Origin of the sequence: Sulfurovum sp. XGS-02 (genome assembly GCF_023213175.1) — a bacterium.
Classification (GTDB): domain Bacteria; phylum Campylobacterota; class Campylobacteria; order Campylobacterales; family Sulfurovaceae; genus Sulfurovum.
The window spans coordinates 2070072-2096483 of the sequence record NZ_CP093312.1; the positions used below are offsets into that span (position 1 = coordinate 2070072).

Genomic DNA, 26412 nt, shown 5'->3' on the forward strand with positions numbered 1-26412 from the left:
AAATGGTTATTTTATGTTTGAAAAGAGAAATTTCGTGATATATGGAATAAGGTTTCTTCTATTAAAAGAAGTGAAGGAAAGAGAGGTAAGCCTCAATATATTGTAAATCAATCAAGCTATAACGTATGATGCCGGGGAATCAATATTAAACTTGACGCCTTTCCATAAAAAACAGATATTTTCCTTATGTTACCAATTTGTTATAAGTATAATATAGGATTGCCTTATCTCGAAAGAGAAAATATCCATTGAAAGGAAAAAAATGAAACTAAGTAAAATGCTTCAAAAAGCAGTGAAAAAAGAAGGAAAACATTCACTGACTTGTAAGACGATCGTTAAACTGAAGAACTCAAAAGAGTTCAGTTATCTTGTTGACAAGAACCGCTAAATAAACTTAGGATCCGAACGGATTCATTCCACCCATCATACCCATCGCCTGGGATTTTTTATTGTCTTCTATCATTTTATTGACATCATTCATCGCAGAGATAAGAAGTATCTGTAAGGACTCCTTGTCTTCCAACAAAGAATCATCTATCGTAAGATCTATCACTTCGCCGGCACCATTTGCAGTCAGTTCGATAAGGCCTCCACCTGCTTTTGCGGTAAACTGTATATTTTTAGCCTGCTCTTGTAACTCTTTTGCTTTTTCTTGCATCTGCTCCATCATCTTACCCATGTTGCTCAAGTCAAAGCCTTCAAACATTACTCTAGGCCCTCAAACTCTTCTGCGATGCTATTGTCATCGTCTAGTATGACGATTTTTGGCAAATGCGCATTTGCCTCTTCTTCACTCATCGTTGCATAGGCAATAATGATGATCTTGTCGCCTTTATGTACTTTTCTTGCTGCGGCACCATTCAAACAGATATCTTTTTTACCTGGTTCACCAGGGATGATATAGGTAGAAAAACGTTCACCGTTATTGACATTCACGATATCGATCTTTTGTCCGACACGCATATTTGCTGCATCTAAAAGTTCTTGATCAATGGTAATAGAGCCTACATAATTCAAGTTTGCATCTGTTACTGTCGCTCTATGTATTTTAGAATAAAGCATTGTAATATTCATAATTATTCCTATTTATTTCATAAAAATTATTGGGATTATACCAAAATCCCCTATATAGTTATATTATACTGAAATTGTGGGGAAATTGGGAAGTCGCATGATGAAGTCATGCGACCTTAAAGAGATGAGTATATAAAATTTAACGAGCCATACTTGCAGGTGATAGAGGTTCTCCCCACATTTCAGCTGGGATCACATACTCTTCTACAACATTTCCACCGATGATATGCTCATCAATAATTCTGTCCATTTTCTCTTTTGTCAAACCTACATACATAGTATGCCCTGGCTCAACAAGCATTACCGGACCTAGTTGACAACGGTTGAGACACCCGGTCTGAATTGGTGTTACTGCGGGCATGATCCCTTTTTGCATCAATTTCTGCGCAAGGTACTGAAAAAGTTCTTGTGACTCTTGGTCATCTGCTTTCACACAAGATGGTTTTGGCATCCCCGGAGGTGCTGACTGCTGACATTTGAAGATATAAAATGCTGGTTGTGGTATAGTACCTGGTACCATGATAATCCTTTAGAGTTTAATTGGGAGTATTTTACTCCTATTTACTTAATCAAAGTTTAAACCCATATAATTGACCTCTGTAAAGCTTAGATCTGTAGAGTTTGTACATACAATGTAATAAAAGATTGTGGCAGGTAAGGATAAGAAGACGCTTTGTCTACAAAGTAGATCATAAGGGGAGAATCAGGTTCTCTCTTTTAGCAATTCGCGTACCACTTCCCTGTCATCAAAAAGGTATTTCACCCCTTTGATCTCCTGATAATCTTCATCCCCTTTGCCGAGTATGAGCAGTACTTCATTCTCTTCGAGTGCATCCAGTGCCATCTTTATGGCGAGTCTTCTGTCCGGGGTCGCCGTGACATGGTCTTTGCCATGTAATCCCAATAAAATATCTTCCAGGATCATTTCGGGTACTTCATCCCGAGGGTTGTCACTGGTCACATAGATCTTGTTCGCATACCTGCCAGCAACTGCTCCCATACGAGGACGTTTCTCTCTGTCTCTGTTACCGCCTGCACCAAAGACCACTGAAATATCTCTGTCTTTCATTGACTCAAGCACTTGGTACATCCCGTCATCAGTATGTGCAAAATCTACGATCACAAGTGGGTCTCGACTCACTACTTCCATACGCCCTGAAACCCCTGCAAAGTACTCCACCACTTCACATATCTCTTCTATGTTTTTTCCCGTTAACATCTGCACCGTACCTATGGCTGCCATCAGGTTAAAGAGATTAAAGAGGCCTACCATAGGAGAGTGGAATGTGGCTTCGTTCTGTAGATGTTTGATCCCTGCCGTAATGCCATGCAGTAACGAAAAGGCCTGTACCTTAAAGGTTGCCGGTTCATCCACACCGTAACTCTGCGCACCTATGGGGTTATATGTAATGTTTTTAATGTCGTCTTTATTGAGTAACTTGGGTGATTCATCTGCAAAAAAGAGACTCTTTACCCGTCTGTACTCTTCAACGGTCCCATGATAATCCAAATGGTCAGAGGTGACATTGGTATGGACCTTGAGGGCAAAGGTCAAACCCTCTATGCGGTTTTGATCTATCGCATGGGAACTGACTTCCATGATGAAGTAGTTACATCCCAAATCCATTGTCTGTTTCATATTGTGCAGTGTTTCCAGGATGGAAGGCGTGGTCATGCTCTTCTCTTCTATACGCTTTTCCTGAGCGAATAGGCCACGAGTCCCTTGCAGTGCCGGCTTCTCGTCCAGATCAAGCAAAAAAGAGTAGATTGCGGCGGTTACCGTCGTTTTACCGTTCGTCCCAGTAACACCTACCACTTTCATCTTTTCGAGTCCCCAAAAAGAGATCAGTTCATCGACGGTAAGTGTTTCCGGCTTGGGCTCTAATGTTTCATAATAGCGACTGTTTTGTGCCGTTCTTAAAAAGATCGTATCTTTATCGAGTTTGCTTGTATCATCTGTTAGAAAAAGATAACCATCTTTTTGGAAATCCAATTTCACTATTTTTGTCCTCTAACCACATGGTAAAGCGCAAGTATATCCTGATCGTTTCCAAAAAGGCTTGATGAAGCATCCAGATATCCCAATGCCATCTCATCAAAACCTTCGTTTGCAAGCTGTGTCACAAAATCTATAAACTCTTCTTTGTTCGTGATCACCACTTTGGTCGAGAACATAATATCTTCAAATGTCTTTTTGAAACTGCCCCTGCTCTTTACAAGCTCCAGGAAATCACTGTAACGTATACCATCGCCGTATTCTATCTGTTCTTCTAAAGGCTCAACCAAAAGTTCCTGTAACTTGTGTTTTGAACTGTCTAAATTCTCAATAAGCCCATCGATGATATCTACAGCATTCTCTTTCTCACTCTTGATCATCTGGTAATAGTCAAACAGTGCTTGTGCTTCTTCTTCGCTCTCTATCCCTAGATCACTCAAATAGACACCAATTTTTGCTTCATCTAATGTCGGATAATCTCTTAAGATCAACCCGTAACTTCTAAGTGCCTTGTCATAGTCTCCCTGGAGAAACTCACTCTCGGCTCTTTTCAGTAGTAAATCTTGACTTATCTTGCTCATTTTAAATTATAATTGATCCAATTTATCTTCAAAACCTGCAGGTACATTGACTACAGTGATCTCAGGGTGAATTAGTGTTTGCATCTGTCTCTCCACACCGAACTTGATCGTTGTACCTGAACTACCGCAACCAACACATGCACCTTGAAGCTGTACAAAGACTCTTCCATCTTTAATGGCAATAAGTGCAATATCCCCTCCATCAAGTTTAATAGAAGGTCTCACCTTGTCTATCACGTTCATTACGGCAGGTTCTAGTTCTTCATCTGTAAATGGTATCAATGTTTCTCCTTAGTTTGCATCTCTATAAGAGAGATATCATAGAATTATTATAACAAAATCATAGTAAAATCTTTGTTACTATGTTCTTTAAGTGTGTTATACACTAAAAGTATTACTTTGTCAATGGGTGTTTGGATGGTTGAAAATAATGTAGTGCTGTGTATTCAAGGCAAAGCCTTGAAATACTGAAGTTTCAGAGGTAATTATACGAGTTCGATAATTGCCATAGGTGCTGAATCACCTTTTCTCATACGTGTCTTAATAATTCTTGTATATCCACCGTTTCTGTCCGCATACTTTGGTGCGATTTCGTTTACAATCGTATTTGTACACTCTTTGTGTTGTAACATTGCAAAAATTGCTCTGTGTGCATTAAAATCACCAGAAGAAGCTTTTGTGATAAGCTTTTCAAAATAACTTCTAAGCTCTTTAGCTTTTGGCAATGTAGTCTCAATTCTACCCTCTTTTGTCAAAGCAATTGATAGGTTTTTAAGAAGCGCCGCTCTATGAGAAGACGTTCTGTTTAATTTACGGTAACCATGCTTATGTCTCATAATATTCCTTTACTGTAACAACTATGCTTTAAGTTGTTCTATTTTCTTTACAAGATTTACTCTTGTAACATCTGAAAGTTCAAAATCTGAACCAAATCCGTGTTCTACAAGACACTCAGAGATTTCATCTAAAGATTTTTTACCAAGATTTTTGATGTTTTTAATCTCATTTTCACTCATCAATACCAATTCACCGAGGAACTTTAATCCAGCTCTGTCAAGTGAGTTGAACGATCTTGCACTCAGGCCAAGACTATCTACAGTCTGCATGAAAGGTTTGAGTTCGCTATCGTCACTGTTTCTTTTTACCGGTGCTACAGAGATATCTAAATCAAGTACCGTATTAAAAACAGAAAGTTGCTTATTCATTACTTCCAGTGCATTTGTAAATGCTTCAACCGGACCGATCTGACCATCCGTTTCGATATCGAATGTAATCTTTTCAAAATTAGGATTGTCCTCTACAAGTACAGGATCAATCTTATAATTCGCTTTTCTTACCGGAGTAAAGAAAGCATCAAGTGCAATGCTGTCACTTTCAACATCATCTCTAAGGTCTTCACTTGGTACATAACCAATACCTTTTGAGATCACTACTGTAAAGTTGAGCTCTGCATCTTCGTTCAGTGTTGCAAGTGGCAGATCACCATTCACCACTTCAATTTGATCATTGTTCAGGTCTTGAGCTGTCACTTCTTTGTGCCCAGAGAAACTGTATTTCAATTCAACTCTGTCACTTTCGTCTTTAATTTTAAAACGAATGTTCTTCAGGTTGATAATAAATACAGCAACATCTTCGTGCATACCTCTGATGTTATCAAACTCATGTGCAGCGCCTTCGATCTTAATCGAAATAGGTGCGTACCCGATAGAAGAACCTAAAATAAGTCTTCTTAGTGGGTGCGCAAGTGTAACAGCATAACCGCTCTCAAAAGGATAAGCAACGATCTCAGCACGATTAGCGCTGATCTCATTTACTTCTACTTCCGTTGGCATAAATGGTGCAATTTTAATTTTTCTCATTAATAGCCTTTACTTATGTATGTATTATTTAGAGTATAGCTCAACGATTAGACGCTCTTCAACTGGGATTGCGATCTCTTCTCTCTCCGGAATTCTTGTGAATAGACCAAAAAGTTTTTCTTTGTCCATATCAACCCAATCAACCATACCTGTTTGATTTGTAAGTTCGATAGATCTAAGGATCTGTGGATTCGTTTTACTTTTCTCTCTAATCTCAATTTTTTGACCTGCTTTTACTCTAAAAGAAGGGATATCTACTCTTTTTCCATCAACCAATACATGTCCGTGATTTACGAATTGTCTTGCCGATGCTCTAGTTGTAGCGAATCCCATTCTGTAAACAACATTATCAAGTCTCTGCTCAAGAAGTTGGATAAGGATAGAACCTGTGTTACCATCTTTTGAGTTTGCTTCTTTATAAAGTGCTCTAAATTGTTTTTCACTTACACCATACATAAATTTAGCTTTTTGCTTCTCTTGAAGTTGAAGACCATATTCACTGATCTTTGTTCTTCTTTGTCCATGTTGTCCTGGTGCATATGGTCTTTTTTCCAATGCACTTTTACCAGCGAGTCTTCTCTCACCTTTTAACCCAAGATCAACACCAAGTCTTCTTTCTAGTCTTTCAACTGGACCTCTATATCTTGCCATGCTTATACCCTTCTCTTCTTAGGTGGTCTACAACCATTGTGTGGAAGTGGTGTAATATCTTTTAAGAATGTTACACGAATACCTTCTGTTGCACCAATTGCTTTTACTGCAGTATCTCTACCTGAACCAGGACCCTGAACTTTGATCCCTACTTCTTTAATACCGTTTTCCATTGCTTTTGACATTGCATCCGCTACCGCTTCAGTCGCTGCAAAAGGAGTTGATTTTTTGCTACCTTTGAAACCTAATGCACCCGCACTACTCCAAGAGATAACATTTCCCATTTCGTCAGTCACTGTGATCACAGTGTTATTGAAAGTTGCAGCTACGTATACTACACCTTTAGCAATACTTTTTTTTGCTTTTTTCTTAGCCATCTAACCTACTCCTTATGCCGCACCGACAGTTTTACGCTTACCTTTACGAGTACGCGCATTTGTCTTTGTTTTTTGTCCACGCACCGGTAGACCTTTTCTATGTCTAAGACCTCTATATGAACCTAGATCCATAAGTGCTTTGATATCTAAAGTCACTTTTTTTCTAAGATCACCTTCAACCATAACATTTTCTTGAATATCATTACGAATCGTTGCTGCTTCAGCATCTGTAAGTTCGTGTACTCTTTTGTTATAGTCAACACCTGTTCTATCAAGAATTTTTCTTGAAGTTGTCAACCCAATTCCGTAAATGTAAGTAAGTGCATACTCCATTCTTTTCTTTTGTGGTAAATCAACACCTGCAATACGTGCCATGTTTATCCTTGTCTTTGTTTATGTTTTGGATTTTTACAAATCACGCGTACGATACCTTTGCGTTTAATAACTTTACAGTCATCACACATTTTTTTCACTGATGGTCTAACCTTCATTGGTTACTCCTACGATATATTTGTGCACCTAGAGCGTTTAACAACGCCCCTGTTTTGCGTGGATTATTGATGTATCATAATCCAACCCTTGAGTAATCGGTGCGGCTTAATCAAAGATTCTTCGCGCAGTTTCCTAAAAGCCTAATTGTAATAGGGAGGAGGATTATACCCAAATTAGTATTAATTTTTTCTTATATATATTATACGTAGATGTAGTATGTCACTACAAATGAGATACTACTCTATTTTTACCCTCTTTTTTAGCCTTGTAAAGGCAAGCGTCGGCCCTGGCGATCATACTCTCAAGATTGTCATCATTTACACATGTTGCGACTCCGAAGCTACATGTAACGATGCTAGGTATTCTATACTCATCCATGGAGATCACTTCACGTAATTTTTCAGCGACCAATACCGCTTCCTCTCCATTTGTTTCAGGCAACATTACTAGAAACTCTTCTCCGCCCCACCGTCCTAAACGGTCGCTCTTTCTTAGTTTCTCTCCCATAAGTTCAACAACTTTCTTTAAAACCAAATCACCTTGTTCATGCCCATACCTATCATTGACGGATTTGAAATCATCTATATCAAGAAAAATGATTGATAGCGTTTTATTTTTACGTTTGCTGCGTTCCAGTTCATACACTAACAGCTCATTCATTGTACTTCTATTGTATGCACCGGTCAGACTATCATACGTGGCGATCTCAGTTATCTTTGCAATTTTTTGTAAAATGACAAAGATCAGTATTGATACAATCAGTAGAATAATGGTACTTATCGCCAAAAGCACCAATGCGTCATTCATAATGGTTCTTACCTCTTCGGATTTTTCATAACTGATGAGATAGGCTGCATTTTTATCCCCCTGTACATTGCCGATAGGGATAAAGGTGATAATCGTGTTATCTTTACAAATGGCAAAACCTACCTGTTTCTTCATTTGTCGTGTTGCTTCTTGAGAAATAGATTGATTGATATGTTTATATTTGGAAAGTATTGGAGTATATTCATTTACATTTTCATTCATATACTCACTATTGATCTGACTTATTATATAGTTACTTTGTTCACTCTTCCATACTTTTTTTTCCACAATTGACTTTTTAAGGATAAAATCTATTTCATCTCCAAGTGTCTCTTCTATATCATTACTCAATGCTTTGAAGGAAAGAGAGGTTTCAACACTACCTATATGTCTCTTTTCTTCATCGAAAAGCGGATAGACATAACGAAAACCGTTATAGATCCTTCCCTCCTCAAATCCCTCCACATATCGCTTCTCTGTATTGGCAATTTCAAGAGAGTATCTTATGCCTAACAGAGAATCACCATACTTCTCAGGTTTATGAAAACGTAAAAAACTGCTCACATTGGGTAAGTGAAAATGTAATTGTCTTATATTGATGGTTTTAAGACTTGTATACGTTGGTGTAAGTAATTGATATAAAGCATTACGTATGATCTGCTGCTCTTCAGTGCTGGCATCTTTTGCCTGTTTGAAGAGATCGATCACTTCAGGGGTATTGATAATCTCATCATAAAGCAGTTTTGTGATCTTAGAGTAGGATTTACGTGTGCTATTATACACATCCTTAAATACTTTTACTTTTCTCTCAAACACTGCAGCCTGTTTATCTTGATACATTTTCCATATAATCGAAGAAGCAAATAGTTCTAAAAAAATAAAAATAAAAAAAGAAAGAAGTATGATTTTCACAAAAGAGGTTTTTAGAGTCATTTTTCGCATTTGAATATTATACTCTATTAAGTGTAAAACTATAGAGGAAACCGTGATCTCAGGTATATTTAGAGATCACATAGCGGTTCAATACTGATTATTTATATCTGAATGTGATACGACCTTTATCAAGGCTGTAAGGCGTAAGTTCTACTTTTACTTTGTCACCTGGAAGAATTTTAATGTAGTGCATTCTCATCTTACCGGCGATATGACAAAGTACAATATGACCATTATCCAACTCCACTCTGAATGTCGCATTTGGCAATGCTTCAACTACTTTACCGTCAATTTCTATAACATCATCTTTAGCCATTGTATTCCTTTATGAATTTTCTACTTTATATGCTTATATTGTGTCAAGATCATGAAGCTTGCGCTTCAGTCAATATGATAGCTTTACCGTCTACCACTGCAACCGTGTGCTCATAGTGTGCTGATCTGAGTTGATCTTCACTAATGACTGACCATTTGTCCTCAAGCACTACCGGGGTACCGCTTTTTTGACATACCATAGGTTCTAAACAAAAGACCATACCATTTTTAATTTTAGGCCCCTGGTTTGTTTTACCCTCAAGATAGTTAGGTATATTTGGTTCATCATGTGCTTTCGTACCGATACCATGACCACAATAGTCACGCAATGGGACATATCCTGCTGATACGATATAGTCTTCAAGAATCTTTGAGAGTTCTTTAAAACGCATACCCTCCCTGATAGAATCTATTGCATGGTAAAGAGCGCCTTTTGAACACTCGATCAATGCTTCATCTTCCGCAGATATTTTACCCACTGCCATAGTAATCGCCGCATCACCAAAATAACCATCAAGTTTTGTACCGATATCTAAACCGAGTATATCACCTTCTTCTACTACTCTATCTGTTGGTACACCATGAATACATACTTCATTGACCGAAGTACATACCGACCCAGTAAAACCGTACAATCCCTTAAACGATGGTACAGCACCATGTTCACGGATATAAGCTTCACCTAAAGCATCAATTTCTTTGAGTGACATACCTGGTTTGATTGTATTTTGAAGATATTGAAGTGTTTTTCCAACGATCTCGCCAGCCCTTTTGAGCTTAGCGATCTCATCTGGTTTTCTGATAGCAATAGCCATTATAGACCTACATTACCCAATGTATCATATTGATTCATCGTTCTTTGTGCTTCGATCTTTCTCATGGTATCGAGTGCAACTTGAACGATAATAAGTACGGCAACCCCACCAAAATAGAATGATGCTCCCATTCCGGAGATAACCATAAATGGTACGGTTGAAATGATCGCAAGATATACTGCACCTGAACCGGTCAATCTGCTTGCAACTTCGTTCAAGAACTCTTTTGTATGCTCACCTGGTCTCACACCCGGGATGAATCCACCTTGTCTTTTCAGGTTATCTGCAATGTCTTTTGCATTAAATGCAATTGACGCATAGAAGAATGCGAAGAACATGACCAACAAGAAAGTCACCACATTGAATGTGATCCCACCTGGTGCCAATGAATCAGCAATCGCCACCAAAAATGGCGTAGTGCTTGACTGAAGCATAGTCAGTGGGAACATCAATACCGCTGAAGCAAAGATAGGAGGAATTACACCTGAAAGGTTTACTTTGACTGGAATGTAGTTCATCACTCTCTTTGTCTGGTTCTGCATGATCGTCTTTCTTGAATAAGAGATAGGAACCCTTCTCTCACCAAGTTCTACATAGATAATAGCCAAGATAGTGATCAGCATAATAGCCAGAATACCAAGTACGACCAAGAAGTTCATCTCACCCGCATTTACCGCTCTTACCGTGTTACCGATCGCAGATGGCAGTCCGGAGACAATACCCGCAAAGATGATCAGTGAAATACCGTTACCGATACCTTTTTGTGTGATCTGTTCACCGATCCACATTAGCAACATCGTACCTGACAGCATAGAGAAAGTCGTAAGTATTGTAAACATCATAGGATCGATCATCACTGCACTCTGTCCTGCTCTACCTGTCATACTCTGAAGTCCCATAGATACACCAACCGCTTGCACAACAGTAATAAATATTGTGAAATAACGAATGATCTGCATATATTTTTGCATACCGTCACGTTCTTTTTTCATTTGACCAAGTGCGGGGAAAGTAGCTGCGAGAAGTTCCATAACGATGGAGGCAGTAATATAAGGCATGATACCTAAAGAGATAATACTTAAACGTTCAACGGCATTACCGGAGAACATATTCATTAGCCCAAGGGCATTGTTTGAATTGCTGTCAAAGAACTCTTTGATCACATTCAAATCAACACCTGGAGTTGGGATATAGGCTAAAACTCTGTACGCAAAAAGGAATCCTAGTGTGATAAGGATTTTTTGAGTTAAAGCATTGCCCATAATTATTTTCCGCTTGTTGTAACAGCGTCGTCTTTGATCTTAGCTGCAAGATCTTTTGCACTTGCCCCGATCAACTTCACTTTCGTTACATTCTTTTGTAATTTATGCACTGACTTGATTGTCTCAAGCGTAATCTCAGAAAGTTCAGCGATCGCTTTGATCTTTTCTACATTGATTACATATGGTTTTTCAACTGTAGAAGTAAAACCGATTTTAGGTAATCTTTTGTAAAGTGGCATTTGACCACCTTCAAAACCTCTTTTTCTTTTGTAACCAGATCTGGATTTTTGACCTTTTTGACCACGTCCAGCTGTTTTACCTGTTCCTGAACCTTGACCACGACCAACTCTCTTTCTATTACGAGTTGATCCCGGAGCAGGTTGTAAATTATGTAAACCCATACTTTACCCCTTACGCTTTGATTCTAGTAAGTGCTTGGATTGTTGCTCTTACTAGGTTATTTGGGTTGTTAGAACCGATTGATTTTGAAAGGACATCTTTTACCCCTGCAAGCTCAAGTACTGGTCTAGCAGCACCACCGGCGATAACACCTGTACCTTCACTCGCTGGTCTAAGCACGATTCTACTTGCGTTGAACTTGTGCTCGATATCATGTGCGAGAGTTGTACCTTTGATGTTTACTTTCACAAGGTTTTTGTGAGCATCATCAACCGCTTTTTTGATCGCATCAGGAACCTCTTTGGCTTTACCAAATCCGTATCCTACTGTACCGTTTCTGTCACCGATCACTACAAGTGCAGTAAATCTAAATCTTCTACCACCCTTAACAACTTTGGTAACACGACCGATATTAACGATTACTTCTTCAAATTCTTTTTCTATTTCTTCCATCATGATTCCTTAAAACTTGATTCCGGCTTCTCTAAGTGCATCAGCGAATGACGCAACAACACCGTGGTAAAGGTAACCATTTCTGTCGAAAACAACAGTTTCAATGTTTTTAGAAGCAAGATTTTTAGCCATCTCAGCAGCTACTTTTTTTACATCTTCCTGGTTTACTTTAAGACCAAGCTTTCTACCGTCTGCAGAAGCAAGTGTAGTCCCAGTAGTGTCATCAATAGCTTGAGCGTAAAAGTGCTTGTTTGACTTAAATACAGTCAATCTTGGGTTAGTCTCTGTACCGAAGATCTTACCTCTTACTCTAGCTTTTCTTTGAGCGCGAAGTTTATTTTTTCTTTTTTGAATACTTTTTAACATCTACCGCTCCTTACTTACCAGCTGCTTTACCAGCTTTTCTGATGATCACTTCATCAGTATACTTCACACCTTTACCTTTATACGGCTCTGGTGGTCTGAAATCTCTAATCTCAGCAGCAGCTTGACCCACTGCTTGCTTGTCAGTACCGCTGATAGTAATGATATTCTTTTCAACTTTAATTTCAAGTCCTTCAGGAATATCAAAATTAATATCATGTGAATGACCCAATTGAAGGTTAAGTACTTTACCTTGAACAGCTGCTCTGTAACCAACACCATTGATCTCTAAAGATTTAGTATAACCTTTATCTAAACCAATGATAATGTTGTTAAAGAGTGCTCTGTATGTTCCCCAGAACGCTGCATCTTGTTTTTCATCACCTTTTCTTTCAAAAGTCACTTCTGAACCATCAATACTGATCCCAACTCTACCATGAGTTTCAAGTCTTTTTTCAAGATTGCCTTTTTTAGCCACGAGAGTCGTACCGTCTAGTGATACATCGATACCACTTGCCACAGTTACTGGTCTTTTTCCTATTCTTGACATCTTTTATTCCTTACCAAATACTACAGATTACTTCACCACCGATTCCACGCTTGAACGCTTCATCGTTAGCAAGAACACCTTGGCTTGTTGAAACAACCAAAGTACCGTAACCGTTTTTAAATGTTCTAATATCGTCTTTACCTTGGTGAACACGTCTACCAGGCTTAGAGATTTTTTTGATCTCATTGATCACGCTTTTTTCATTCTCATCATATTTAAGAACTACTTTTATTGTTTTTTTGTTTCCGTCTTCTTTTACTTTATAACTCTCAAGGTAACCTTTGTCTACCAAAATAGATACGGTTGCTTCAATCGTGTTTGAGTGTAGAAGTGTTGTTACGTCTAGTCTTCTTTGCGCAGCATTTCTTATACGAGTAAGAGAGTCTGCAATTATGTCTGTCATCATCTTTTCTTCTCCTTACCAGCTTGCTTTACGCATACCAGGGATTAGACCTTCATTGGCCATCTTTCTTAAACACACACGACAAATACCGAAGTCTCTGTATACTGAGTGAGGTCTACCACAAATGTTACATCTTGTATATGCTTGCGTAGAGAATTTTGCTTTTCTCTTCTGCTTAGCTATCATTGATTTCTTAGCCATTAGTTTCTCCCTTTAGCGAAAGGCATACCAAGCTTTTCTAAAAGCGTGAATGCTTGTTTATCATCTTCAGTACTTGTTACGATAGTGATGTTCATACCATGTGTCTTGATCACATTATCAAATACAACCTCTGGGAACATCAATTGCTCTTGAAGACCGAAGTTATAGTTACCGCGTCCGTCAAAACCTTTTCTTGGTGTACCTCTAAAGTCTTTTACTCTTGGAAGAGCGATCGATACAAGTTTGTCAAAGAAGTTATACATGTTTTCACCTCTAAGTGTTACTTTAATACCACTTGGAGCACCTTCTCTGGCTTTAAATCCTGCAACAGATTTTTTTGCATTCACGATGATCGCTTTTTGACCAGCGATCAGTGAGATAGTATCTGCCATATTTGCAATTAGTTTACTGTCTTTACCTTCTTCACCGGCACCAACAGAAATTACTATTTTCTCAAGCTTCGGAGTCTGCATCGCATTTGTAACCCCACACTCTTCTCTAAGTGCAGGAACGATGTCATTGTACTTTTGCTTCATTCTACTCATAGGATTAACCCTCTACTTTTTTTACATTTGAGATATGGATCGGCATTTCTTGATTCACAAATCCACCCTCTTTGTTCTGCTCGCTTGGTTTTACAGCTTTTTTAGCTGTTTTACAACCTTTAACGATTACTGCATCTTTTTTTGTAAGTACTTGAAGAACTTCTCCAACTGTACCTTTGTCATCACCAGCGATAACCATTACCTGGTCACCTTTTTTGATCTTGAATGTTTTAGCCATTACCATACCTCCGGTGCAAGTGATACAATTTTCATAAAACCTGCATATCTTGTTTCACGACTTACAGGACCGAAGATACGTGTACCTATCGGCTCTCTTTTGTCATCGATAATTACTGCTGCATTGTCATCAAATCTGATAAGTGAACCATTTTCTCTCTGGATCTCTTTCTTTGTTCTAACAACAACTGCTTTAACAACCTTACCTTTTTTCACTTTTCCAGTCGGAAGTGCTTTTTTCACAGAAGCAACGATCACGTCACCTACTGATGCATATCTTCTTTTAGATCCACCAAGAACCTTGATACACATGATCTCTTTAGCACCAGAGTTATCTGCTACATTTAATCTTGTAAAACCTTGGATCATTACACTTCTCCTCTCTTCACGATTTCAAGAAGTCTGAAGCTTTTTGTTTTTGAAAGTGGTCTACACTCGATAGCGCTCACTGTATCTCCAACATTGATGTCGTTCTTCTCATCGTGAATAAGATATTTTTTAAATCTTTTTACAGTCTTGTGATATCTTGGGTGGAGTACTCTTCTTTCAACTAAAACAGTTGCAGTTTTTTCTCCAGCCTTTTTGATCACAGTACCTTGTATTTGTCTTTTTGGCATGTCTGACCCTTTACTTCGATCTAGCAGCAGTTAATGCTGTTTGAATTCTAGCGATATCTTTTTTCGCTACTCTTAACTCAGAAGTGTTTGTAAGCTGCATCGTTTTTTGCTTTGCATTCAATGTAAACAATTCAAGTTTTTTCTCTTTAAGCATTGCAGTAAGTTCTGCTTCACTTTTATCTTTTAAATCAATATAGTTCATTACTATCCTTTGAAGTGATAATTTTACACTTAAATGGCATTTTATGAATCGCAAGTGTTAACGCTGCTCTTGCAAGTGTCTCTTCAACGCCTGCCATTTCGAAAATAATTCTACCTGGCTTAATGTTCATTACCCATTTATCAACACCACCTTTACCTTTACCCATTCTCGTTTCGAGCGGCTTAGCAGTCAATGGCTTATCTGGGAAAACTCTGATCCAAGTTTTACCTGTTCTTGAAATTTTTCTCGTCATAGTAATACGCGCAGCTTCGATCTGTCTAGAATCGATTCTACCAGCTTCAGTTGCTTTGATCGCGATATCACCAAACTCAATTTTGTTACCTCTGAAAGATTTACCGCGGTTGCGGCCTTTCATCTGCTTTCTCCATTTAGTTCTTTTAGGCATTAGCATGATTATTCACCTCTTTTTCTAGATGGTTTTCTACCACCTTTTTTCTCTTCTTGTGGCTCAGCCTGGATACCTTTAGCAAGAACTTCACCTTTGAAGATCCAAACTTTAATACCAATGATTCCATACGTCGTATGTGCTTCTGCAAAACCGTAATCGATCTTCGCTCTAAGTGTATGAAGAGGAACTCTACCCTCTAGGTACCACTCAGTTCTTGCCATCTCAGCACCACCAAGACGACCAGATACAGAGATCTTGATCCCTTTTGCACCTGATTTAAGTGCACCTTGGATCACTTTTTTCATCGCACGTCTGAACGCAACTCTTCTTTCAAGTTGTGTTGCAACGTTTTCAGCTGCCAATTGACCTGAAGCTTGAGGACGCTTCTCTTCTTTGATGTTGATCGCTACATCTTTACCAAGCATTTTGATAAGTGTTGCTTTCAATTTTTCAATATCCGCACCTTTTTTCCCGATAATGATACCAGGTCTAGCAGTGACGATATTTACTCTTAATTTCTTTACAGTTCTTTCGATGATGATGTTAGATACACCCGCATAGAAAAGTTCTTTTTTAAGGTATTTTCTGATTTTATGGTCTTCAGCGATAAATTCAGGTGCTCTACCTTTTGCAGGGAACCATCTTGATTCCCAGTTTCTGTTGATTCCAAGTCTAAGACCTATAGGATTTACTTTTTGACCCATATTATGCGTCCTCCCCAGTTTTTTCAGCTACGCCAACTTCAACAAGAATGTGCGCTGTTGGTTTAATGATTCTAGAAGCTGTACCTCTAGCTCTTGGTCTCCATCTTTTCATTACCGCTGCTTTATCAACTCTACAAGAAGTAATCGTTACTTCTTCTGGTTCAAAATCACCGTTAGCAACTGCAGATGCAATTACTTTAGAAATGATACCCGCTGCTTTGTTAGGCATAAACTCTAATGATGCAAGAGCAAGCTCAGCGTTCATACCCTGAACTTCTCTAGCGATAAGTCTTGCTTTAGTAGGTGAAACTCTTACGAATTTTAATAATGCTCTACTCATCTTAACCTACCTTCTTCTGTACAGAACCTTTATGGCCCTTAAATGTTCTTGTTGGTGCAAATTCACCTAGTTTGTAACCTACGTGGTTTTCAGTTACAAATACCGGTACGAATTGTCTACCGTTGTGAACGTTGATCGTTAAACCGATGAACTCAGGGAAGATCACTGATCTTCTTGACCAAGTTTTAATAGGTTTGTTTGAACCTTCTTCTTTTGCCTTAAGCACTTTTTTCATTAGGTGACCATCGATGAATGGACCTTTTTTTGTCGATCTTGCCATATCTTAGCCCCTTACTTCTTACGCTTAGAGATAATTAACTTATCACTAGCTTTTTTCTTACGTGTTTTAAACCCTTTAGCCGGAGTACCCCATGGAGATACTGGATGACGTCCTGAGTTTGTCTTACCTTCACCACCACCGTGTGGGTGATCGATTGGGTTCATCGCAGAACCACGAGTTTGTGGTCTGATACCAAGGTGTCTGCTTCTACCAGCTTTACCGATAACGATGTTTGAGAAATCTTCGTTACCAACAGTACCGATCGTAGCAAGACATGCACCTAGTACATATCTCATTTCACCAGATGGAAGTCTAAGTGAAACGTATTTACCGTCTCTACCCATGATCTGTGCATAACCACCCGCTGAACGCGCGATCTGACCACCATGACCTGGATTCAATTCAATGTTGTGAACCAATGTACCCACTGGGATGTTGATCAATTTCATTGCATTACCAGTCTTGATATCAAGTCCTGATTCTGCTGACATGATCTTATCACCTACGTTAAGTCCTTTTGGTTGAAGTACATATCTTCTGTCTCCATCAACATATTTGATAAGACAAATTCTACAGTTTCTGTACGGATCGTACTCAACAGTTGCTACTGTACCTTCGATGTTAAATTTATTTCTTTTAAAATCGATGATTCTGTATAGTTTTTTAGCACCTGCTTCTCTGTGACGAGAAGTGATTCTACCGTTACTGTTTCTACCTGCAGATCTCGGAAGATTCTTAAGTAGTGATCTAACACTTGCTTTCGCAGTGATATCACCACTGTCAAGGTTAGTCATATAACGACGTGAAGGTGTGGTTGGTTTATATGTTTTAATTGCCATCTTCTATCCTTATACCGCTAAACTTTCGATTTTCGCATCTTCTGGAAGCTTCACATAGAACTTTTTCAAGTCTGCTCTTTTTCCTTCAACACCTCTAAATCTTTTCACTTTCCCGTTCACTCTCATTGAGTTTACTCTAAGTGGATTGATCCCGAAGAACTCTTTAAATACTTCTTTAAGACCGTTTTTAGTCATTCTTGGAGTTGTTTGAACTACGATGACACCATCTTCTTGAAGAGCCAAACTCTTCTCTGTATACATAATTGATTTAATATCTGTAATATCTGCCATCTTAAGCCTCTTTAGTCAATTTATCAAATAGTGCTTTTTCAATCACGATTGAGTGATATGCAGCAGCAAGATAAGCATTAAGCTCATTTGATTCAATGAGGTATGCGTTCTGAAGATTTCTGAATGCTAAGAAAGTCTTATCATCGATCATCTCTTTTACTACAAGTACATCTCTTTGCTCAAGACCGTTTACAAATGCCATTGCGTCTTTTGTCTTACCTGATGCAATTTCAATGTTGTCAACAACAAAAAGTCTCTCGTTTGCTGCCATCTCTGCTAGTGCATGGTAAAGCGCAAGTTTCTTTTGCTTTTTGTTCACCTTTTGGTCATAGTTCTTGTTTGTACTTGGACCAAATGCAACACCACCGCCAACAAAAACAGGTGATCTCAATGAACCTGCTCTAGCACGTCCGCCACCTTTTTGAGCCCATGGTTTTTTACCACCACCGCTTACAGCAGATCTGTTTTTAGTCTGTGCAGTATTTGCTCTAAGACCAGCAGCATACGCTTTACAGTAGAGGTAAAGGTTATGCGGGTGAACTTCCAAAAATGATTCTGGAAGGTCTGTTGTTTTAATTACTGTTGTTTTCATTATTTAACTATCCTTACCAATCCTCTAGCCCCATTGTGACCAGGAATTGAACCTTTTAATACTAAGATACCGTTTTCAGCATCAAACGACATTACGTCATTTTTCACAGTAACTTGTGTGTTACCGTATTGTCCAGGCATTTTTTTACCAGGCATAACACGACCAGGCCACTCAGCGTTACCGATTGAACCGATTCTTCTACCAAATCTATGTCCGTGTGAACCAGGTCCACCACCGAAACCGTGACGCTTCATACCACCTTGGAAACCTCTACCTTTCGTGTTGATAGATGTTTTAACCACTGCAGTTTCTGCCAATGCTGCTGTGCTAAGATCACCAGCTTCAGTACCTTCAGCAACTTCGATCGTCATAAATTTGTTAAACTCTTTAGAAACACCGTATTTAGTCTGCTGACCTTCAATGCTCTTATTCAGTTTTTTGCTTGAGTTATATGCAACAAGTGCTTTACCGTCTTCTCTCACTTCACAAACTTTCGTATCAACGACTTTAAGAAGTGTTACTGGAACAGCTGGTACGTCAACAGTTCTGCTCATACCAATTTTTTCTACAATAAATTCCATTTTCTACTCCTATTTATCCATTGATCTGATTTCAACTTCGATTTCAGGTGCTAGATCCAACTTCATAAGTGAATCGATAGTATCTGAAGTCGCTGAAACGATGTCGATCATTCTTCCGTGAATTCTGATCTCAAACTGCTCACGTGCGTCTTTGTTGACGTGTGGTGATTTAAGAACCGTATAACGCTTAAGTTTAGTTGGCATTGGAATTGGCCCTCTAATCTCTGCACCTGTACGTTTAACTGCATCGATGATAGCAGCAACTGATCTGTCTAATACTCTGTGATCGTAAGCTTTAAGCTTTAATCTAATTTTTTCCATATTTTACCTTTAAAAGAACTCGTTAGTACGTGCCTAAACACAGGGCTTTCACCCTCTAACATAAATTTAGGAACGCGAATTATACCCAAAGTTTTTGAAAGGTGCAATACTTTTTAGTCTAAAAACGCTACAATATTGAAAAATATTTCCTTATAAAAAGGAAACTATGGGGCAGATAGAATCATGGAATTACTTGAATATTATCAAAATCAACGGTATCTTACGACAAATTATGTGCCAAGAAAATGCCAATTGCCTCTCAAAGGTGACTTTAACCTCTATGGTGCACGTGGTTCAGGCAAGACAACTATGATTCTTGATCTGATACAAGAAGAGAACGAAGAGACGACACTCTATATCGATCTGGAAGATCCCAACTTGATATTCAACAGACTGACGACCCTCTCGCTTCAGCAATACATTGACCGCGAAGGTATTGCTCTGCTCATACTTGACCATTATACAGAGGGGTATCTTCCTTCTTTCCCGAATGTGGACAGGTTGATTGTTCTCTCACGTATACCGCTTCAGCATAAAGAGCTCATCCCTGTTGAGCTTTTCCCCTTGGACTATGAAGAGTTTCTTGCCTTCGAGAGCAGTACCTCGCAGAGCAGCGGTTTTAACCACTTCTTGCGTTCTGGTACCCTGCCTATGATCGCAAGGTCACAAAAAACAAATACGCAAGTGATGAAAAACTTTTTCAAAAGCGCTTTTGATACAAATGAACAGAAACTGCTTCTTGTGCTTGCGCAACATCATACCAAACATCTTACGACCCATCAGATCTATACATTTGCAAAGGAGAAGTTTAAAGTCTCCAAGGACTGGCTTTACAAAACGATGAAACGCTTCACCCAGGAAAAACTTGTTTTATTCATCGAAGACAGATATCAAAAATCTGGAAAGAAGATGTTGCTTTTTGACTTTGCTTTTGCGAAGTACCTTACTCTGGGACAACCTTTTATCCTACAGTTTGACACGATGATAGCCTTAGCCCTTATGAAGCACGGTATCAAAGTACAGACGCTTGGGATACATGGCTATATAACAAAAAATGATGAGCTGATCATCCCTGCCCCTTTTGAGAGCGAAGAGAGTCTCTGGGTAAAATCACAAAGCAAGTTCTCTATCTACAAAAAGTACGGAATACAAAAAGTGACCATTGTCACTGTAGCCAATACATATGAGTATCATATAGAAAAGCTCTACTTTGAAGCGATCCCTTTTAACGAATGGAGTGTGATCAATGCTGAAGAGTAATATAAGCTTGCTTTAGCTAAAATTCCGATGCCTCTTTTCAGACCTGTGCAACGGAACTGAAAGACAACGGGTCAGGACGGGAACGTAGCAGCCCACCTTTCTTTACTGTGTGCCGCAGGAACCTGGGGAGAGGTACTAGCTTCTTTTACATGAAATAATCTCCATTCACCATAAAACTAAACCAATCGTTTTAGTAAAATGAATGAACCATGAGAGTTATGAGACTGTAAACAATGATAGAGAGGTGGCCGAGTGGTCGAAGGCGCACGACTGGAACTCGTGTATGGGGCAACTCATCGAGGGTTCGAATCCCTTCCTCTCTGCCATAGAATTCTATTACTTTCCCAAAAATGTCCTATATACCGTGCTTTAAGAGTTAGTTTGTGATAGTGAAAAATATTTCATATTGTAATAATGATATTTTGGACTTTTACTTATTTGAACAAAAGTTAAACTTTTGTATTATTCGACATAGAAGTTAAAATAAATACTCTCTTATTATAATAATTGATGCGGATGTGGTGAAATTGGTATACACGCCAGACTTAGGATCTGGTGCTTTACGGCGTGGAGGTTCGAGTCCTCTCATCCGCACCATCTATAAAGCCCTTATTTCAGGCATTTAATCACATTTTATAACTGTTAGGAATACCTTCATACAAAAAATACTCTTTTTAACATACCCTGTACTATAATATATTACATTATCGGTGCACAAAAAAGTACCAATGTATGATATGGCGCTCTTATCTAGGCATGAAGGTAAAACAGTATGAAAAGTTTTAATACCTATTACATCAACAAAGAACAGTTAGGGTCGTTCATTCACGATAAAAAGATTCACAACTCCTCTTCGCTTCTCATCCAAGTCTATTCTGCTGTCGTCGATAAAGCATTTATATCCACCCTACTATCTGAGCTCATACACTTTTTGCCTGATGCGATCATCATAGGGGCCACGACCGATGGTGAGATCATGGATGGGTATGTCTCTTCAGGGAAGGTCGTTCTTAGCTTTAGTCAATTTGAAAATACTACACTGAAAGCAGCTTCTGTAGAACATCAGGTTGATGGCTATTATAGTGGGCAATATCTGGCAAAAACGTTGATCACCGATGATACCAAGCTGTTCATTGCATTTACAGATGGGTTGCATACCAATGGAGAAGAGTTTCTCAATGGCATCGCTTCGATAAATGATAAGGTTGTTGTTGCAGGAGGTCATGCCGGGGACAATAGCTGCTTTACACAGACATACGTCTTCACCAAGGAACATATCTTTTCCAAAGGTGCCGTTGGGGTTACGCTGAACAGCAAACAGTTGCATGTACATACAGACTATAGTTTCAACTGGCACCCTATAGGCAATGAACTGACTATTACCAAAGCTGAAGGCAATCGCGTGTATACCATCGACGGGAAAAGTGCAGTAGATACCTATGCCTATTATCTGGGAGAAGATATTGCCAAAGGTCTGCCCGGTATCGGTGTCGAATTTCCTCTGATCGTCAACCGTAACGGTTCAACTATCTCACGGGCATGCATCGCTAAAGAGGATGATGGATCATTGATCGTCGGAGGTAACTTGTACCCAGGAGAAAAAGTACGGATCGGCTATGGAAATGCCAAAGAGATCTTACGAAAGTCGCAAATGATCCTAAACAGTACTGCAAAAATGCCTTCTGAAAGCATTTTTATCTATTCGTGTATGACACGCAGACACTTTATGGGCGAGGAGATAGAGTCTGAAGTTTTACCGCTTCAACAGGTCTCTCCCGTATCTGGTTTTTTCACGTATGGAGAGTTTTTTAGCACAGATCAAAAAAACCTCTTTAATCAAACCATGACCTTGGTCTCACTCAGTGAAAATGATCAGGTACAGAAACCTATTCTCCATAGTCAAGCACAGCAAGTAAATATTAATACAACTTCTATAGAAGCATTGATCCATTTGATCAATATTACCAGTAAAGAAGTACAAGAACAAACCAGAGCACTCCAGCAAAGCTATCAAACAAATCAGGAGCTTAAAGAACGTATGGAATTGGCTCTTATGGGAAGCAATGATGGTGTCTGGGATTGGAACATTCTTGATAATAGTGTCTATTTTTCCCCTCGTTGGAAAGAGATCATTGGATATTCAGACAATGAGCTTCCCAATGAAGTGTCAACCTGGAATGACCGTATACACCCTGATGACGTCGAGAAAGCCTGGGCAGATGTCTATAAAAATGTCAATGGGGAAACAGAGTATTATGAAAATATCCATAGACTCCAACATAAAGATGGACATTGGGTATGGATCCATGACAGAGGAAAAGTCCAGTTTGATGCAGATGGCAAGGCTGTTCGTATGATAGGTACCCATACAGACATTACAGAGCAGAAAGAAAATGAACTTCGATTATCGCATCAGGCACAGATGATCCAACAAACGCATGAAGCGATCAACACAACAGACTTGCAAGGCTACATTAACGAATGGAACAAAGGTTCGGAACTGCTCTTTGGCTATAAAGCTGAGGAAATACTGGGGAAACATATATCTCTGTTGTTCCCGGATGATACCTATGGGACATTGGTCACACATATTCCTGAACTGATGGAAAAGGAAGAGTACCGTACAACCTTAGCACTTATGAAAAAATCTCACGAGAAGGTCCTTGTGGATCTCTCCCTTTCTCTTCTTAAGGACACTTACGGTTCGAATATAGGTATCGTAGGATATCTAAGAGATATCACCAAGCGTAAAAAAACAGAAGAAGCATTGCATTATCAGGCACACCATGATGCCCTTACAGCGCTTCCAAACCGTGTACTGTTCATGGACCGTCTCGAACAGGGGATCCAAAAAGCAAAACGCCACAACGAAGGACTGGCAGTCTTTTTTATTGATCTGGATAAATTTAAACATATCAATGATTCGCTGGGACATAGTATAGGAGATAAGGTTTTAAAGATCATTGCAAAACGACTTCAGGACATTATTCGAAAAGAAGATACCTTGGCACGATTGAGTGGTGATGAATTCACCATTATTATGGAGGATCTAAGACACCCTGAAGACGCCTCCCTGTTGGGAGAAAAAATTCTCAAAACTTTGGCAGAGGGTATCGTGATAAATAAACAAAGGCTCTATGTCTCAGGGAGTGTGGGTATCAGTTTTTATCCCCAAGATGCTACAGATGCACAGTCTCTTCTTAAATATGCCGATACCGCCATGTATAGAGCAAAAGAAGAGGGGCGAAACAACTACCAGTTCTATGCACCGGAGATGACCGAGCTCGCCTTGAAACGTATATTGATGCAAACAAGTCTGCGGCAGGCCATCGATAATGAAGAATTTATTATTTATTATCAACCCCAGATCAAGGCATCTACAAATGCATTGATAGGGGTGGAGGTCCTGATACGATGGGAACACCCGGTCATAGGGGTTCTTATGCCGGATGAATTTATACCTCTAGCGGAAGAGAGTGGTATGATAGCTGAGATCGATCAGTGGGTCATGAAAACTGCCATGGGGCAGATATCCCAATGGTACAAAGAGGGATTAAATCCGGGAGTGCTCGGCCTGAACATTTCTATCATACAGTTGGATAAAATAAACTTTCTCCAACAGATCGAAGCGTGTCTTCAAAGAAATGATTTTGATCCAGCGTGGTTAGAATTGGAAATCACTGAAAGTCAGATGATGAAAAGACCCGAAGAGGTCATTACAAAACTGCATCAGATCAACGCTTTGGGTATAGGGATCTCTATTGATGATTTTGGTACAGGATACTCCTCTCTGTCCCTTTTGAAACGTTTACCGATCAATAGGCTTAAGATTGACCGTTCCTTTGTCAGAGATATCCCGAATGATGAAGAAGATGTCGCTATTGTTACAGCCATTATTGCACTGGCAAAAAGTCTTAAACTTGATCTTATCGCTGAAGGGGTAGAGACTTCCGAACAAATAGAGTTCCTGATCGACCATGAATGTATCAATATCCAAGGCCACTATTTCAGTCATCCTCTAACAGTAGAAGAGATGCATGCCATGCTCTTAAAGCATCAAGAGTGATCTCCTTCTCTTTAGAAGATTATTTCTCATATCTTACTTAAGCAAAAAAAGGCAATTTATAGTATACTCATAGCACTATTTTATATATCAAGGTGGACCATGAAAAAGTTATCTTTCATTCTTACTGTTTTTGCAATTCTTCTCTTAAATTCTTGCCAGGGGCCCGGTCTTTCAGAGGGAAAAGTAAAAAAAGAATACTATACAGGCGGGCAGATACGCTCTGAATTTATTATGGATGATGACACGGGTCAAAATGGTATCCGTAAAGAGTATGGCTATGATGGGAATGTACTTGCTGTTATACATATACGCAATGGTGTACCCCATGGCCTTGCGACAGGGTATGATCCAAAAGGCCGTGTACTTTCGAAAGTCAATTATATCAACGGGAAAAAAGACGGTCTGTATGAAGCATACTATCCAAATGGTGATGTGATGGTATCGTACACCTATGTGAATGGGGTAAAAGAGGGGCCGGCCCAAACCTATAACAAGGATGGTTCTATTCATAGAAGGGTCATATATAAAAACGATAAAATCGTCAACTGATCTTACGATATGAGTCTTTTACCGCAATATACCCATATCATTAATCCTAAACTCAAACATATTTATCTTAGCTTTGATGACGAGGGAAACCTCGTGATCAAATCTCCCAAGGTCGCACAACAAAAAATAGAGCAGCTCTTGCTTAAAAAGTCCTCCTGGATCAATCAGGCCAGAGAGAAGATACAACAGAAGAAAGGGAAACCCTTAGACTTCTCCAGTGATGCAGAGGTCTATTTCATGGGGGAAGCCTATCCTCTGACACTGCTACAACACAGCAAGAAGAGAACACATCTTGATTTTGACGGAGAAGCATTCAGACTTTTCTACCATACCTATGATGAAAGAGTCTTTCAAACACACCTCGATAGATTCTACAAAACAGAGGCACAGAAACATATTCCTGGACATGTCGCATGCTGGGCACAGAAGATGCGCCTTTCACCCTCAGATGTACGATTTCGAAAAACCAAACGGCAATGGGGAAGTTGCAGCGGGAAAAATGTTTTAAGTTTTAACACGATGATGATGAAACTCCCGCATGATGTGATACAATACATCATCGTTCATGAACTGACGCATATCAAGCACAAACACCATCAAAAAGCTTTTTGGCAACTGGTCGAGCGCTATTTGCCTGACTACAAAGAACAGGTTGCTGAACTCAAAAATTATATGACGTAAGGAGTCTATTATCGATTCATTTTATCTTCTGGCTTTTATGCTGATCATCCTTTTGGGATCCGTATTTGTTTATATCTTCTACCTTAAAGAAAAAAAAGAACAGCTCGATGCCATCAAACGGGGGTTTTGTCCAAAATGTCATCATAAAAGTATTGAACTGACAGACCAAAGATCAGGCGGCTGCTCCGGTCCAAAACTACTCTCCTTTGAGTGTTTGGAGTGTGGATATACCAATAGTTTTGCTGTAGAGAACAGTGATAGTTGCGGTACAGGCGGTTGTCATTGATCTTTCCTTCTTGACACCTAAGTCTTTTCATGTTATAACACCATACAAAAATAGACATTTCAAATATCACAAAGGCATTGT

42 protein-coding genes, 2 tRNA genes and 1 other RNA gene are annotated in these 26412 nt (G+C 39.1%); 9 read left to right on the top strand and 36 right to left on the bottom strand.

Annotated elements, in window-relative coordinates; translation table 11 throughout:
- The first annotated feature begins 262 nt into the window (after nt 1-262).
- Entirely contained in the window at nt 263-388 is a 126-nt protein-coding gene (locus MN086_RS11030; RefSeq protein ID WP_256465831.1) for a hypothetical protein, read from the top strand.
- Nucleotides 389-394: 6 nt separating this feature from the next.
- Here the strand turns inward: MN086_RS11030 and MN086_RS10255 are convergent, their stop codons facing one another.
- The 36 genes from MN086_RS10255 to rpsJ all read right to left on the bottom strand — a co-directional run bounded on the left by MN086_RS10255 (nt 395) and on the right by rpsJ (nt 19489).
- Nucleotides 395-706, bottom strand: coding sequence for a YbaB/EbfC family nucleoid-associated protein (locus MN086_RS10255; RefSeq protein WP_248575908.1), 312 nt, complete (start codon nt 704-706; stop codon nt 395-397).
- A complete protein-coding gene (gene panD, locus MN086_RS10260; RefSeq protein ID WP_248575909.1) occupies nt 706-1074 on the bottom strand; it encodes an aspartate 1-decarboxylase in 369 nt (122 codons plus the stop codon). The genes MN086_RS10255 and panD overlap by 1 nt, the downstream gene beginning before the upstream one ends.
- A 139-nt stretch (nt 1075-1213) precedes the next feature.
- Complete coding sequence (locus MN086_RS10265) at nt 1214-1594, bottom strand: ferredoxin (protein ID WP_008244815.1); 381 nt, start codon at nt 1592-1594, stop codon at nt 1214-1216.
- 183 nt (nt 1595-1777) lie between these two features.
- Complete coding sequence (locus MN086_RS10270) at nt 1778-3073, bottom strand: UDP-N-acetylmuramoyl-L-alanyl-D-glutamate--2,6-diaminopimelate ligase (protein WP_248575910.1); 1296 nt, start codon at nt 3071-3073, stop codon at nt 1778-1780.
- A complete protein-coding gene (locus tag MN086_RS10275) occupies nt 3073-3651 on the bottom strand; it encodes a tol-pal system YbgF family protein (RefSeq protein WP_248575911.1) in 579 nt (192 codons plus the stop codon). The genes MN086_RS10270 and MN086_RS10275 overlap by 1 nt, the downstream gene beginning before the upstream one ends.
- A gap of 6 nt (nt 3652-3657) precedes the next feature.
- Nucleotides 3658-3933: a NifU family protein gene (locus tag MN086_RS10280; protein WP_008244822.1), complete on the bottom strand. Its 276-nt coding sequence runs from the start codon at nt 3931-3933 to the stop codon at nt 3658-3660.
- 203 nt (nt 3934-4136) lie between these two features.
- Nucleotides 4137-4487: a 50S ribosomal protein L17 gene (gene rplQ, locus MN086_RS10285; protein WP_008244823.1), complete on the bottom strand. Its 351-nt coding sequence runs from the start codon at nt 4485-4487 to the stop codon at nt 4137-4139.
- A 21-nt stretch (nt 4488-4508) separates the two neighbouring features.
- Nucleotides 4509-5510 carry a DNA-directed RNA polymerase subunit alpha gene (locus tag MN086_RS10290; protein WP_248575912.1) on the bottom strand — a complete coding sequence of 334 codons (1002 nt, stop codon included), beginning with the start codon at nt 5508-5510 and terminating at the stop codon, nt 4509-4511.
- Nucleotides 5511-5534: 24 nt separating this feature from the next.
- Nucleotides 5535-6161: a 30S ribosomal protein S4 gene (gene rpsD / locus MN086_RS10295; protein WP_248575913.1), complete on the bottom strand. Its 627-nt coding sequence runs from the start codon at nt 6159-6161 to the stop codon at nt 5535-5537.
- Nucleotides 6162-6163: 2 nt separating this feature from the next.
- On the bottom strand, nt 6164-6538 hold the full coding sequence (gene rpsK / locus MN086_RS10300; RefSeq protein ID WP_008244828.1) for a 30S ribosomal protein S11: 375 nt from the start codon (nt 6536-6538) through the stop codon (nt 6164-6166).
- A gap of 12 nt (nt 6539-6550) precedes the next feature.
- Entirely contained in the window at nt 6551-6913 is a 363-nt protein-coding gene (rpsM, locus tag MN086_RS10305) for a 30S ribosomal protein S13 (protein ID WP_008244829.1), read from the bottom strand.
- 2 nt (nt 6914-6915) lie between these two features.
- Nucleotides 6916-7029 carry a 50S ribosomal protein L36 gene (gene rpmJ / locus MN086_RS10310; RefSeq protein ID WP_008244830.1) on the bottom strand — a complete coding sequence of 38 codons (114 nt, stop codon included), beginning with the start codon at nt 7027-7029 and terminating at the stop codon, nt 6916-6918.
- Nucleotides 7030-7252: 223 nt separating this feature from the next.
- Nucleotides 7253-8677: a diguanylate cyclase gene (locus MN086_RS10315; RefSeq protein WP_248575914.1), complete on the bottom strand. Its 1425-nt coding sequence runs from the start codon at nt 8675-8677 to the stop codon at nt 7253-7255.
- Between the two features lie 190 nt (nt 8678-8867).
- Nucleotides 8868-9086 carry a translation initiation factor IF-1 gene (infA, locus tag MN086_RS10320; protein WP_008244832.1) on the bottom strand — a complete coding sequence of 73 codons (219 nt, stop codon included), beginning with the start codon at nt 9084-9086 and terminating at the stop codon, nt 8868-8870.
- 49 nt (nt 9087-9135) lie between these two features.
- On the bottom strand, nt 9136-9900 hold the full coding sequence (gene map / locus MN086_RS10325) for a type I methionyl aminopeptidase (RefSeq protein ID WP_248575915.1): 765 nt from the start codon (nt 9898-9900) through the stop codon (nt 9136-9138).
- The gene (gene secY / locus MN086_RS10330; protein WP_248575916.1) at nt 9900-11162 is read right to left on the bottom strand and encodes a preprotein translocase subunit SecY; all 1263 of its coding nucleotides are present in this window, start codon (nt 11160-11162) and stop codon (nt 9900-9902) included. The genes map and secY overlap by 1 nt, the downstream gene beginning before the upstream one ends.
- A gap of 2 nt (nt 11163-11164) precedes the next feature.
- The gene (gene rplO / locus MN086_RS10335; RefSeq protein ID WP_248575917.1) at nt 11165-11563 is read right to left on the bottom strand and encodes a 50S ribosomal protein L15; all 399 of its coding nucleotides are present in this window, start codon (nt 11561-11563) and stop codon (nt 11165-11167) included.
- Between the two features lie 10 nt (nt 11564-11573).
- Entirely contained in the window at nt 11574-12014 is a 441-nt protein-coding gene (gene rpsE / locus MN086_RS10340) for a 30S ribosomal protein S5 (protein ID WP_008244839.1), read from the bottom strand.
- 9 nt (nt 12015-12023) lie between these two features.
- Nucleotides 12024-12380, bottom strand: a complete 357-nt coding sequence (gene rplR, locus MN086_RS10345) for a 50S ribosomal protein L18 (protein WP_248575918.1) — start codon at nt 12378-12380, stop codon at nt 12024-12026.
- A 10-nt stretch (nt 12381-12390) separates the two neighbouring features.
- Entirely contained in the window at nt 12391-12927 is a 537-nt protein-coding gene (gene rplF, locus MN086_RS10350; protein ID WP_248575919.1) for a 50S ribosomal protein L6, read from the bottom strand.
- Between the two features lie 10 nt (nt 12928-12937).
- Nucleotides 12938-13333, bottom strand: a complete 396-nt coding sequence (gene rpsH / locus MN086_RS10355) for a 30S ribosomal protein S8 (RefSeq protein ID WP_248575920.1) — start codon at nt 13331-13333, stop codon at nt 12938-12940.
- A gap of 12 nt (nt 13334-13345) precedes the next feature.
- Complete coding sequence (locus MN086_RS10360) at nt 13346-13531, bottom strand: type Z 30S ribosomal protein S14 (RefSeq protein WP_008244845.1); 186 nt, start codon at nt 13529-13531, stop codon at nt 13346-13348.
- Nucleotides 13531-14076 (bottom strand): 50S ribosomal protein L5, encoded by a 546-nt coding sequence (gene rplE / locus MN086_RS10365; RefSeq protein ID WP_248575921.1) that lies wholly within the window; start codon nt 14074-14076, stop codon nt 13531-13533. The genes MN086_RS10360 and rplE overlap by 1 nt, the downstream gene beginning before the upstream one ends.
- A gap of 4 nt (nt 14077-14080) precedes the next feature.
- Nucleotides 14081-14314 carry a 50S ribosomal protein L24 gene (gene rplX / locus MN086_RS10370; protein WP_248575922.1) on the bottom strand — a complete coding sequence of 78 codons (234 nt, stop codon included), beginning with the start codon at nt 14312-14314 and terminating at the stop codon, nt 14081-14083.
- Complete coding sequence (gene rplN / locus MN086_RS10375) at nt 14314-14682, bottom strand: 50S ribosomal protein L14 (RefSeq protein ID WP_008244848.1); 369 nt, start codon at nt 14680-14682, stop codon at nt 14314-14316. The genes rplX and rplN overlap by 1 nt, the downstream gene beginning before the upstream one ends.
- Nucleotides 14682-14930: a 30S ribosomal protein S17 gene (gene rpsQ, locus MN086_RS10380; protein WP_008244849.1), complete on the bottom strand. Its 249-nt coding sequence runs from the start codon at nt 14928-14930 to the stop codon at nt 14682-14684. Before rpsQ ends, rplN begins: the two co-directional genes overlap by 1 nt.
- 10 nt (nt 14931-14940) lie before the next feature.
- Nucleotides 14941-15132 (bottom strand): 50S ribosomal protein L29, encoded by a 192-nt coding sequence (gene rpmC, locus MN086_RS10385; RefSeq protein ID WP_248575923.1) that lies wholly within the window; start codon nt 15130-15132, stop codon nt 14941-14943.
- On the bottom strand, nt 15119-15544 hold the full coding sequence (rplP, locus tag MN086_RS10390; protein ID WP_248575924.1) for a 50S ribosomal protein L16: 426 nt from the start codon (nt 15542-15544) through the stop codon (nt 15119-15121). Before rplP ends, rpmC begins: the two co-directional genes overlap by 14 nt.
- Nucleotides 15545-15546: 2 nt before the next feature.
- Nucleotides 15547-16245, bottom strand: a complete 699-nt coding sequence (gene rpsC, locus MN086_RS10395; RefSeq protein WP_248575925.1) for a 30S ribosomal protein S3 — start codon at nt 16243-16245, stop codon at nt 15547-15549.
- A 1-nt stretch (nt 16246) separates the two neighbouring features.
- Nucleotides 16247-16585: a 50S ribosomal protein L22 gene (rplV, locus tag MN086_RS10400; RefSeq protein WP_223891932.1), complete on the bottom strand. Its 339-nt coding sequence runs from the start codon at nt 16583-16585 to the stop codon at nt 16247-16249.
- Nucleotide 16586: 1 nt separating this feature from the next.
- Nucleotides 16587-16865, bottom strand: a complete 279-nt coding sequence (gene rpsS / locus MN086_RS10405; RefSeq protein ID WP_008244855.1) for a 30S ribosomal protein S19 — start codon at nt 16863-16865, stop codon at nt 16587-16589.
- Between the two features lie 11 nt (nt 16866-16876).
- Nucleotides 16877-17704 (bottom strand): 50S ribosomal protein L2, encoded by an 828-nt coding sequence (gene rplB, locus MN086_RS10410; protein ID WP_248575926.1) that lies wholly within the window; start codon nt 17702-17704, stop codon nt 16877-16879.
- Nucleotides 17705-17713: 9 nt separating this feature from the next.
- Nucleotides 17714-17995, bottom strand: coding sequence for a 50S ribosomal protein L23 (locus MN086_RS10415; protein ID WP_248575927.1), 282 nt, complete (start codon nt 17993-17995; stop codon nt 17714-17716).
- 1 nt (nt 17996) lies between these two features.
- Entirely contained in the window at nt 17997-18587 is a 591-nt protein-coding gene (rplD, locus tag MN086_RS10420) for a 50S ribosomal protein L4 (RefSeq protein WP_248575928.1), read from the bottom strand.
- Entirely contained in the window at nt 18587-19168 is a 582-nt protein-coding gene (rplC, locus tag MN086_RS10425; RefSeq protein ID WP_248575929.1) for a 50S ribosomal protein L3, read from the bottom strand. Before rplC ends, rplD begins: the two co-directional genes overlap by 1 nt.
- A gap of 9 nt (nt 19169-19177) precedes the next feature.
- On the bottom strand, nt 19178-19489 hold the full coding sequence (gene rpsJ / locus MN086_RS10430) for a 30S ribosomal protein S10 (RefSeq protein ID WP_223891937.1): 312 nt from the start codon (nt 19487-19489) through the stop codon (nt 19178-19180).
- A 183-nt stretch (nt 19490-19672) separates the two neighbouring features.
- Here rpsJ and MN086_RS10435 point away from each other — a divergent pair, with 183 nt between their 5' ends.
- From MN086_RS10435 to MN086_RS10470, 8 genes are all read left to right on the top strand, one after another.
- Nucleotides 19673-20749, top strand: a complete 1077-nt coding sequence (locus MN086_RS10435) for an AAA family ATPase (protein ID WP_248575930.1) — start codon at nt 19673-19675, stop codon at nt 20747-20749.
- Between the two features lie 34 nt (nt 20750-20783).
- An RNA gene (gene ffs, locus MN086_RS10440) (signal recognition particle sRNA small type) lies at nt 20784-20881 on the top strand.
- 106 nt (nt 20882-20987) lie between these two features.
- Nucleotides 20988-21075: transfer RNA gene (locus MN086_RS10445), tRNA-Ser, on the top strand.
- A 186-nt stretch (nt 21076-21261) separates the two neighbouring features.
- Nucleotides 21262-21346 (top strand) — tRNA-Leu (locus MN086_RS10450).
- A 175-nt stretch (nt 21347-21521) separates the two neighbouring features.
- Nucleotides 21522-24815, top strand: a complete 3294-nt coding sequence (locus MN086_RS10455) for an EAL domain-containing protein (RefSeq protein ID WP_248575931.1) — start codon at nt 21522-21524, stop codon at nt 24813-24815.
- Between the two features lie 99 nt (nt 24816-24914).
- Nucleotides 24915-25364, top strand: a complete 450-nt coding sequence (locus MN086_RS10460) for a toxin-antitoxin system YwqK family antitoxin (RefSeq protein WP_248575932.1) — start codon at nt 24915-24917, stop codon at nt 25362-25364.
- Nucleotides 25365-25373: 9 nt separating this feature from the next.
- Complete coding sequence (locus tag MN086_RS10465) at nt 25374-26045, top strand: M48 family metallopeptidase (protein ID WP_248575933.1); 672 nt, start codon at nt 25374-25376, stop codon at nt 26043-26045.
- Nucleotides 26046-26082: 37 nt separating this feature from the next.
- On the top strand, nt 26083-26331 hold the full coding sequence (locus tag MN086_RS10470) for a hypothetical protein (protein WP_248575934.1): 249 nt from the start codon (nt 26083-26085) through the stop codon (nt 26329-26331).
- Nucleotides 26332-26412: the final 81 nt, after the last annotated feature.

Coding starts and splice junctions, on each gene's coding strand:
- MN086_RS11030 (WP_256465831.1), top strand. CDS start 263: ATGAAACTAAGTAAAATGCTTCAAAAAGCAGTGAAAAAAGAAGGAAAA.
- MN086_RS10255 (WP_248575908.1), bottom strand. CDS start 706: ATGTTTGAAGGCTTTGACTTGAGCAACATGGGTAAGATGATGGAGCAG.
- panD (WP_248575909.1), bottom strand. CDS start 1,074: ATGAATATTACAATGCTTTATTCTAAAATACATAGAGCGACAGTAACA.
- MN086_RS10265 (WP_008244815.1), bottom strand. CDS start 1,594: ATGGTACCAGGTACTATACCACAACCAGCATTTTATATCTTCAAATGT.
- MN086_RS10275 (WP_248575911.1), bottom strand. CDS start 3,651: ATGAGCAAGATAAGTCAAGATTTACTACTGAAAAGAGCCGAGAGTGAG.
- rplQ (WP_008244823.1), bottom strand. CDS start 4,487: ATGAGACATAAGCATGGTTACCGTAAATTAAACAGAACGTCTTCTCAT.
- MN086_RS10290 (WP_248575912.1), bottom strand. CDS start 5,510: ATGAGAAAAATTAAAATTGCACCATTTATGCCAACGGAAGTAGAAGTA.
- rpsD (WP_248575913.1), bottom strand. CDS start 6,161: ATGGCAAGATATAGAGGTCCAGTTGAAAGACTAGAAAGAAGACTTGGT.
- rpsK (WP_008244828.1), bottom strand. CDS start 6,538: ATGGCTAAGAAAAAAGCAAAAAAAAGTATTGCTAAAGGTGTAGTATAC.
- rpsM (WP_008244829.1), bottom strand. CDS start 6,913: ATGGCACGTATTGCAGGTGTTGATTTACCACAAAAGAAAAGAATGGAG.
- rpmJ (WP_008244830.1), bottom strand. CDS start 7,029: ATGAAGGTTAGACCATCAGTGAAAAAAATGTGTGATGACTGTAAAGTT.
- MN086_RS10315 (WP_248575914.1), bottom strand. CDS start 8,677: ATGTATCAAGATAAACAGGCTGCAGTGTTTGAGAGAAAAGTAAAAGTA.
- infA (WP_008244832.1), bottom strand. CDS start 9,086: ATGGCTAAAGATGATGTTATAGAAATTGACGGTAAAGTAGTTGAAGCA.
- map (WP_248575915.1), bottom strand. CDS start 9,900: ATGGCTATTGCTATCAGAAAACCAGATGAGATCGCTAAGCTCAAAAGG.
- secY (WP_248575916.1), bottom strand. CDS start 11,162: ATGGGCAATGCTTTAACTCAAAAAATCCTTATCACACTAGGATTCCTT.
- rplO (WP_248575917.1), bottom strand. CDS start 11,563: ATGGGTTTACATAATTTACAACCTGCTCCGGGATCAACTCGTAATAGA.
- rpsE (WP_008244839.1), bottom strand. CDS start 12,014: ATGGAAGAAATAGAAAAAGAATTTGAAGAAGTAATCGTTAATATCGGT.
- rplR (WP_248575918.1), bottom strand. CDS start 12,380: ATGTTAAAAAGTATTCAAAAAAGAAAAAATAAACTTCGCGCTCAAAGA.
- rplF (WP_248575919.1), bottom strand. CDS start 12,927: ATGTCAAGAATAGGAAAAAGACCAGTAACTGTGGCAAGTGGTATCGAT.
- rpsH (WP_248575920.1), bottom strand. CDS start 13,333: ATGATGACAGACATAATTGCAGACTCTCTTACTCGTATAAGAAATGCT.
- MN086_RS10360 (WP_008244845.1), bottom strand. CDS start 13,531: ATGGCTAAGAAATCAATGATAGCTAAGCAGAAGAGAAAAGCAAAATTC.
- rplE (WP_248575921.1), bottom strand. CDS start 14,076: ATGAGTAGAATGAAGCAAAAGTACAATGACATCGTTCCTGCACTTAGA.
- rplX (WP_248575922.1), bottom strand. CDS start 14,314: ATGGCTAAAACATTCAAGATCAAAAAAGGTGACCAGGTAATGGTTATC.
- rplN (WP_008244848.1), bottom strand. CDS start 14,682: ATGATCCAAGGTTTTACAAGATTAAATGTAGCAGATAACTCTGGTGCT.
- rpsQ (WP_008244849.1), bottom strand. CDS start 14,930: ATGCCAAAAAGACAAATACAAGGTACTGTGATCAAAAAGGCTGGAGAA.
- rpmC (WP_248575923.1), bottom strand. CDS start 15,132: ATGAACTATATTGATTTAAAAGATAAAAGTGAAGCAGAACTTACTGCA.
- rplP (WP_248575924.1), bottom strand. CDS start 15,544: ATGCTAATGCCTAAAAGAACTAAATGGAGAAAGCAGATGAAAGGCCGC.
- rpsC (WP_248575925.1), bottom strand. CDS start 16,245: ATGGGTCAAAAAGTAAATCCTATAGGTCTTAGACTTGGAATCAACAGA.
- rplV (WP_223891932.1), bottom strand. CDS start 16,585: ATGAGTAGAGCATTATTAAAATTCGTAAGAGTTTCACCTACTAAAGCA.
- rpsS (WP_008244855.1), bottom strand. CDS start 16,865: ATGGCAAGATCGACAAAAAAAGGTCCATTCATCGATGGTCACCTAATG.
- rplB (WP_248575926.1), bottom strand. CDS start 17,704: ATGGCAATTAAAACATATAAACCAACCACACCTTCACGTCGTTATATG.
- MN086_RS10415 (WP_248575927.1), bottom strand. CDS start 17,995: ATGGCAGATATTACAGATATTAAATCAATTATGTATACAGAGAAGAGT.
- rplD (WP_248575928.1), bottom strand. CDS start 18,587: ATGAAAACAACAGTAATTAAAACAACAGACCTTCCAGAATCATTTTTG.
- rplC (WP_248575929.1), bottom strand. CDS start 19,168: ATGGAATTTATTGTAGAAAAAATTGGTATGAGCAGAACTGTTGACGTA.
- rpsJ (WP_223891937.1), bottom strand. CDS start 19,489: ATGGAAAAAATTAGATTAAAGCTTAAAGCTTACGATCACAGAGTATTA.
- MN086_RS10435 (WP_248575930.1), top strand. CDS start 19,673: ATGGAATTACTTGAATATTATCAAAATCAACGGTATCTTACGACAAAT.
- MN086_RS10455 (WP_248575931.1), top strand. CDS start 21,522: ATGAAAAGTTTTAATACCTATTACATCAACAAAGAACAGTTAGGGTCG.
- MN086_RS10460 (WP_248575932.1), top strand. CDS start 24,915: ATGAAAAAGTTATCTTTCATTCTTACTGTTTTTGCAATTCTTCTCTTA.
- MN086_RS10465 (WP_248575933.1), top strand. CDS start 25,374: ATGAGTCTTTTACCGCAATATACCCATATCATTAATCCTAAACTCAAA.
- MN086_RS10470 (WP_248575934.1), top strand. CDS start 26,083: ATGCTGATCATCCTTTTGGGATCCGTATTTGTTTATATCTTCTACCTT.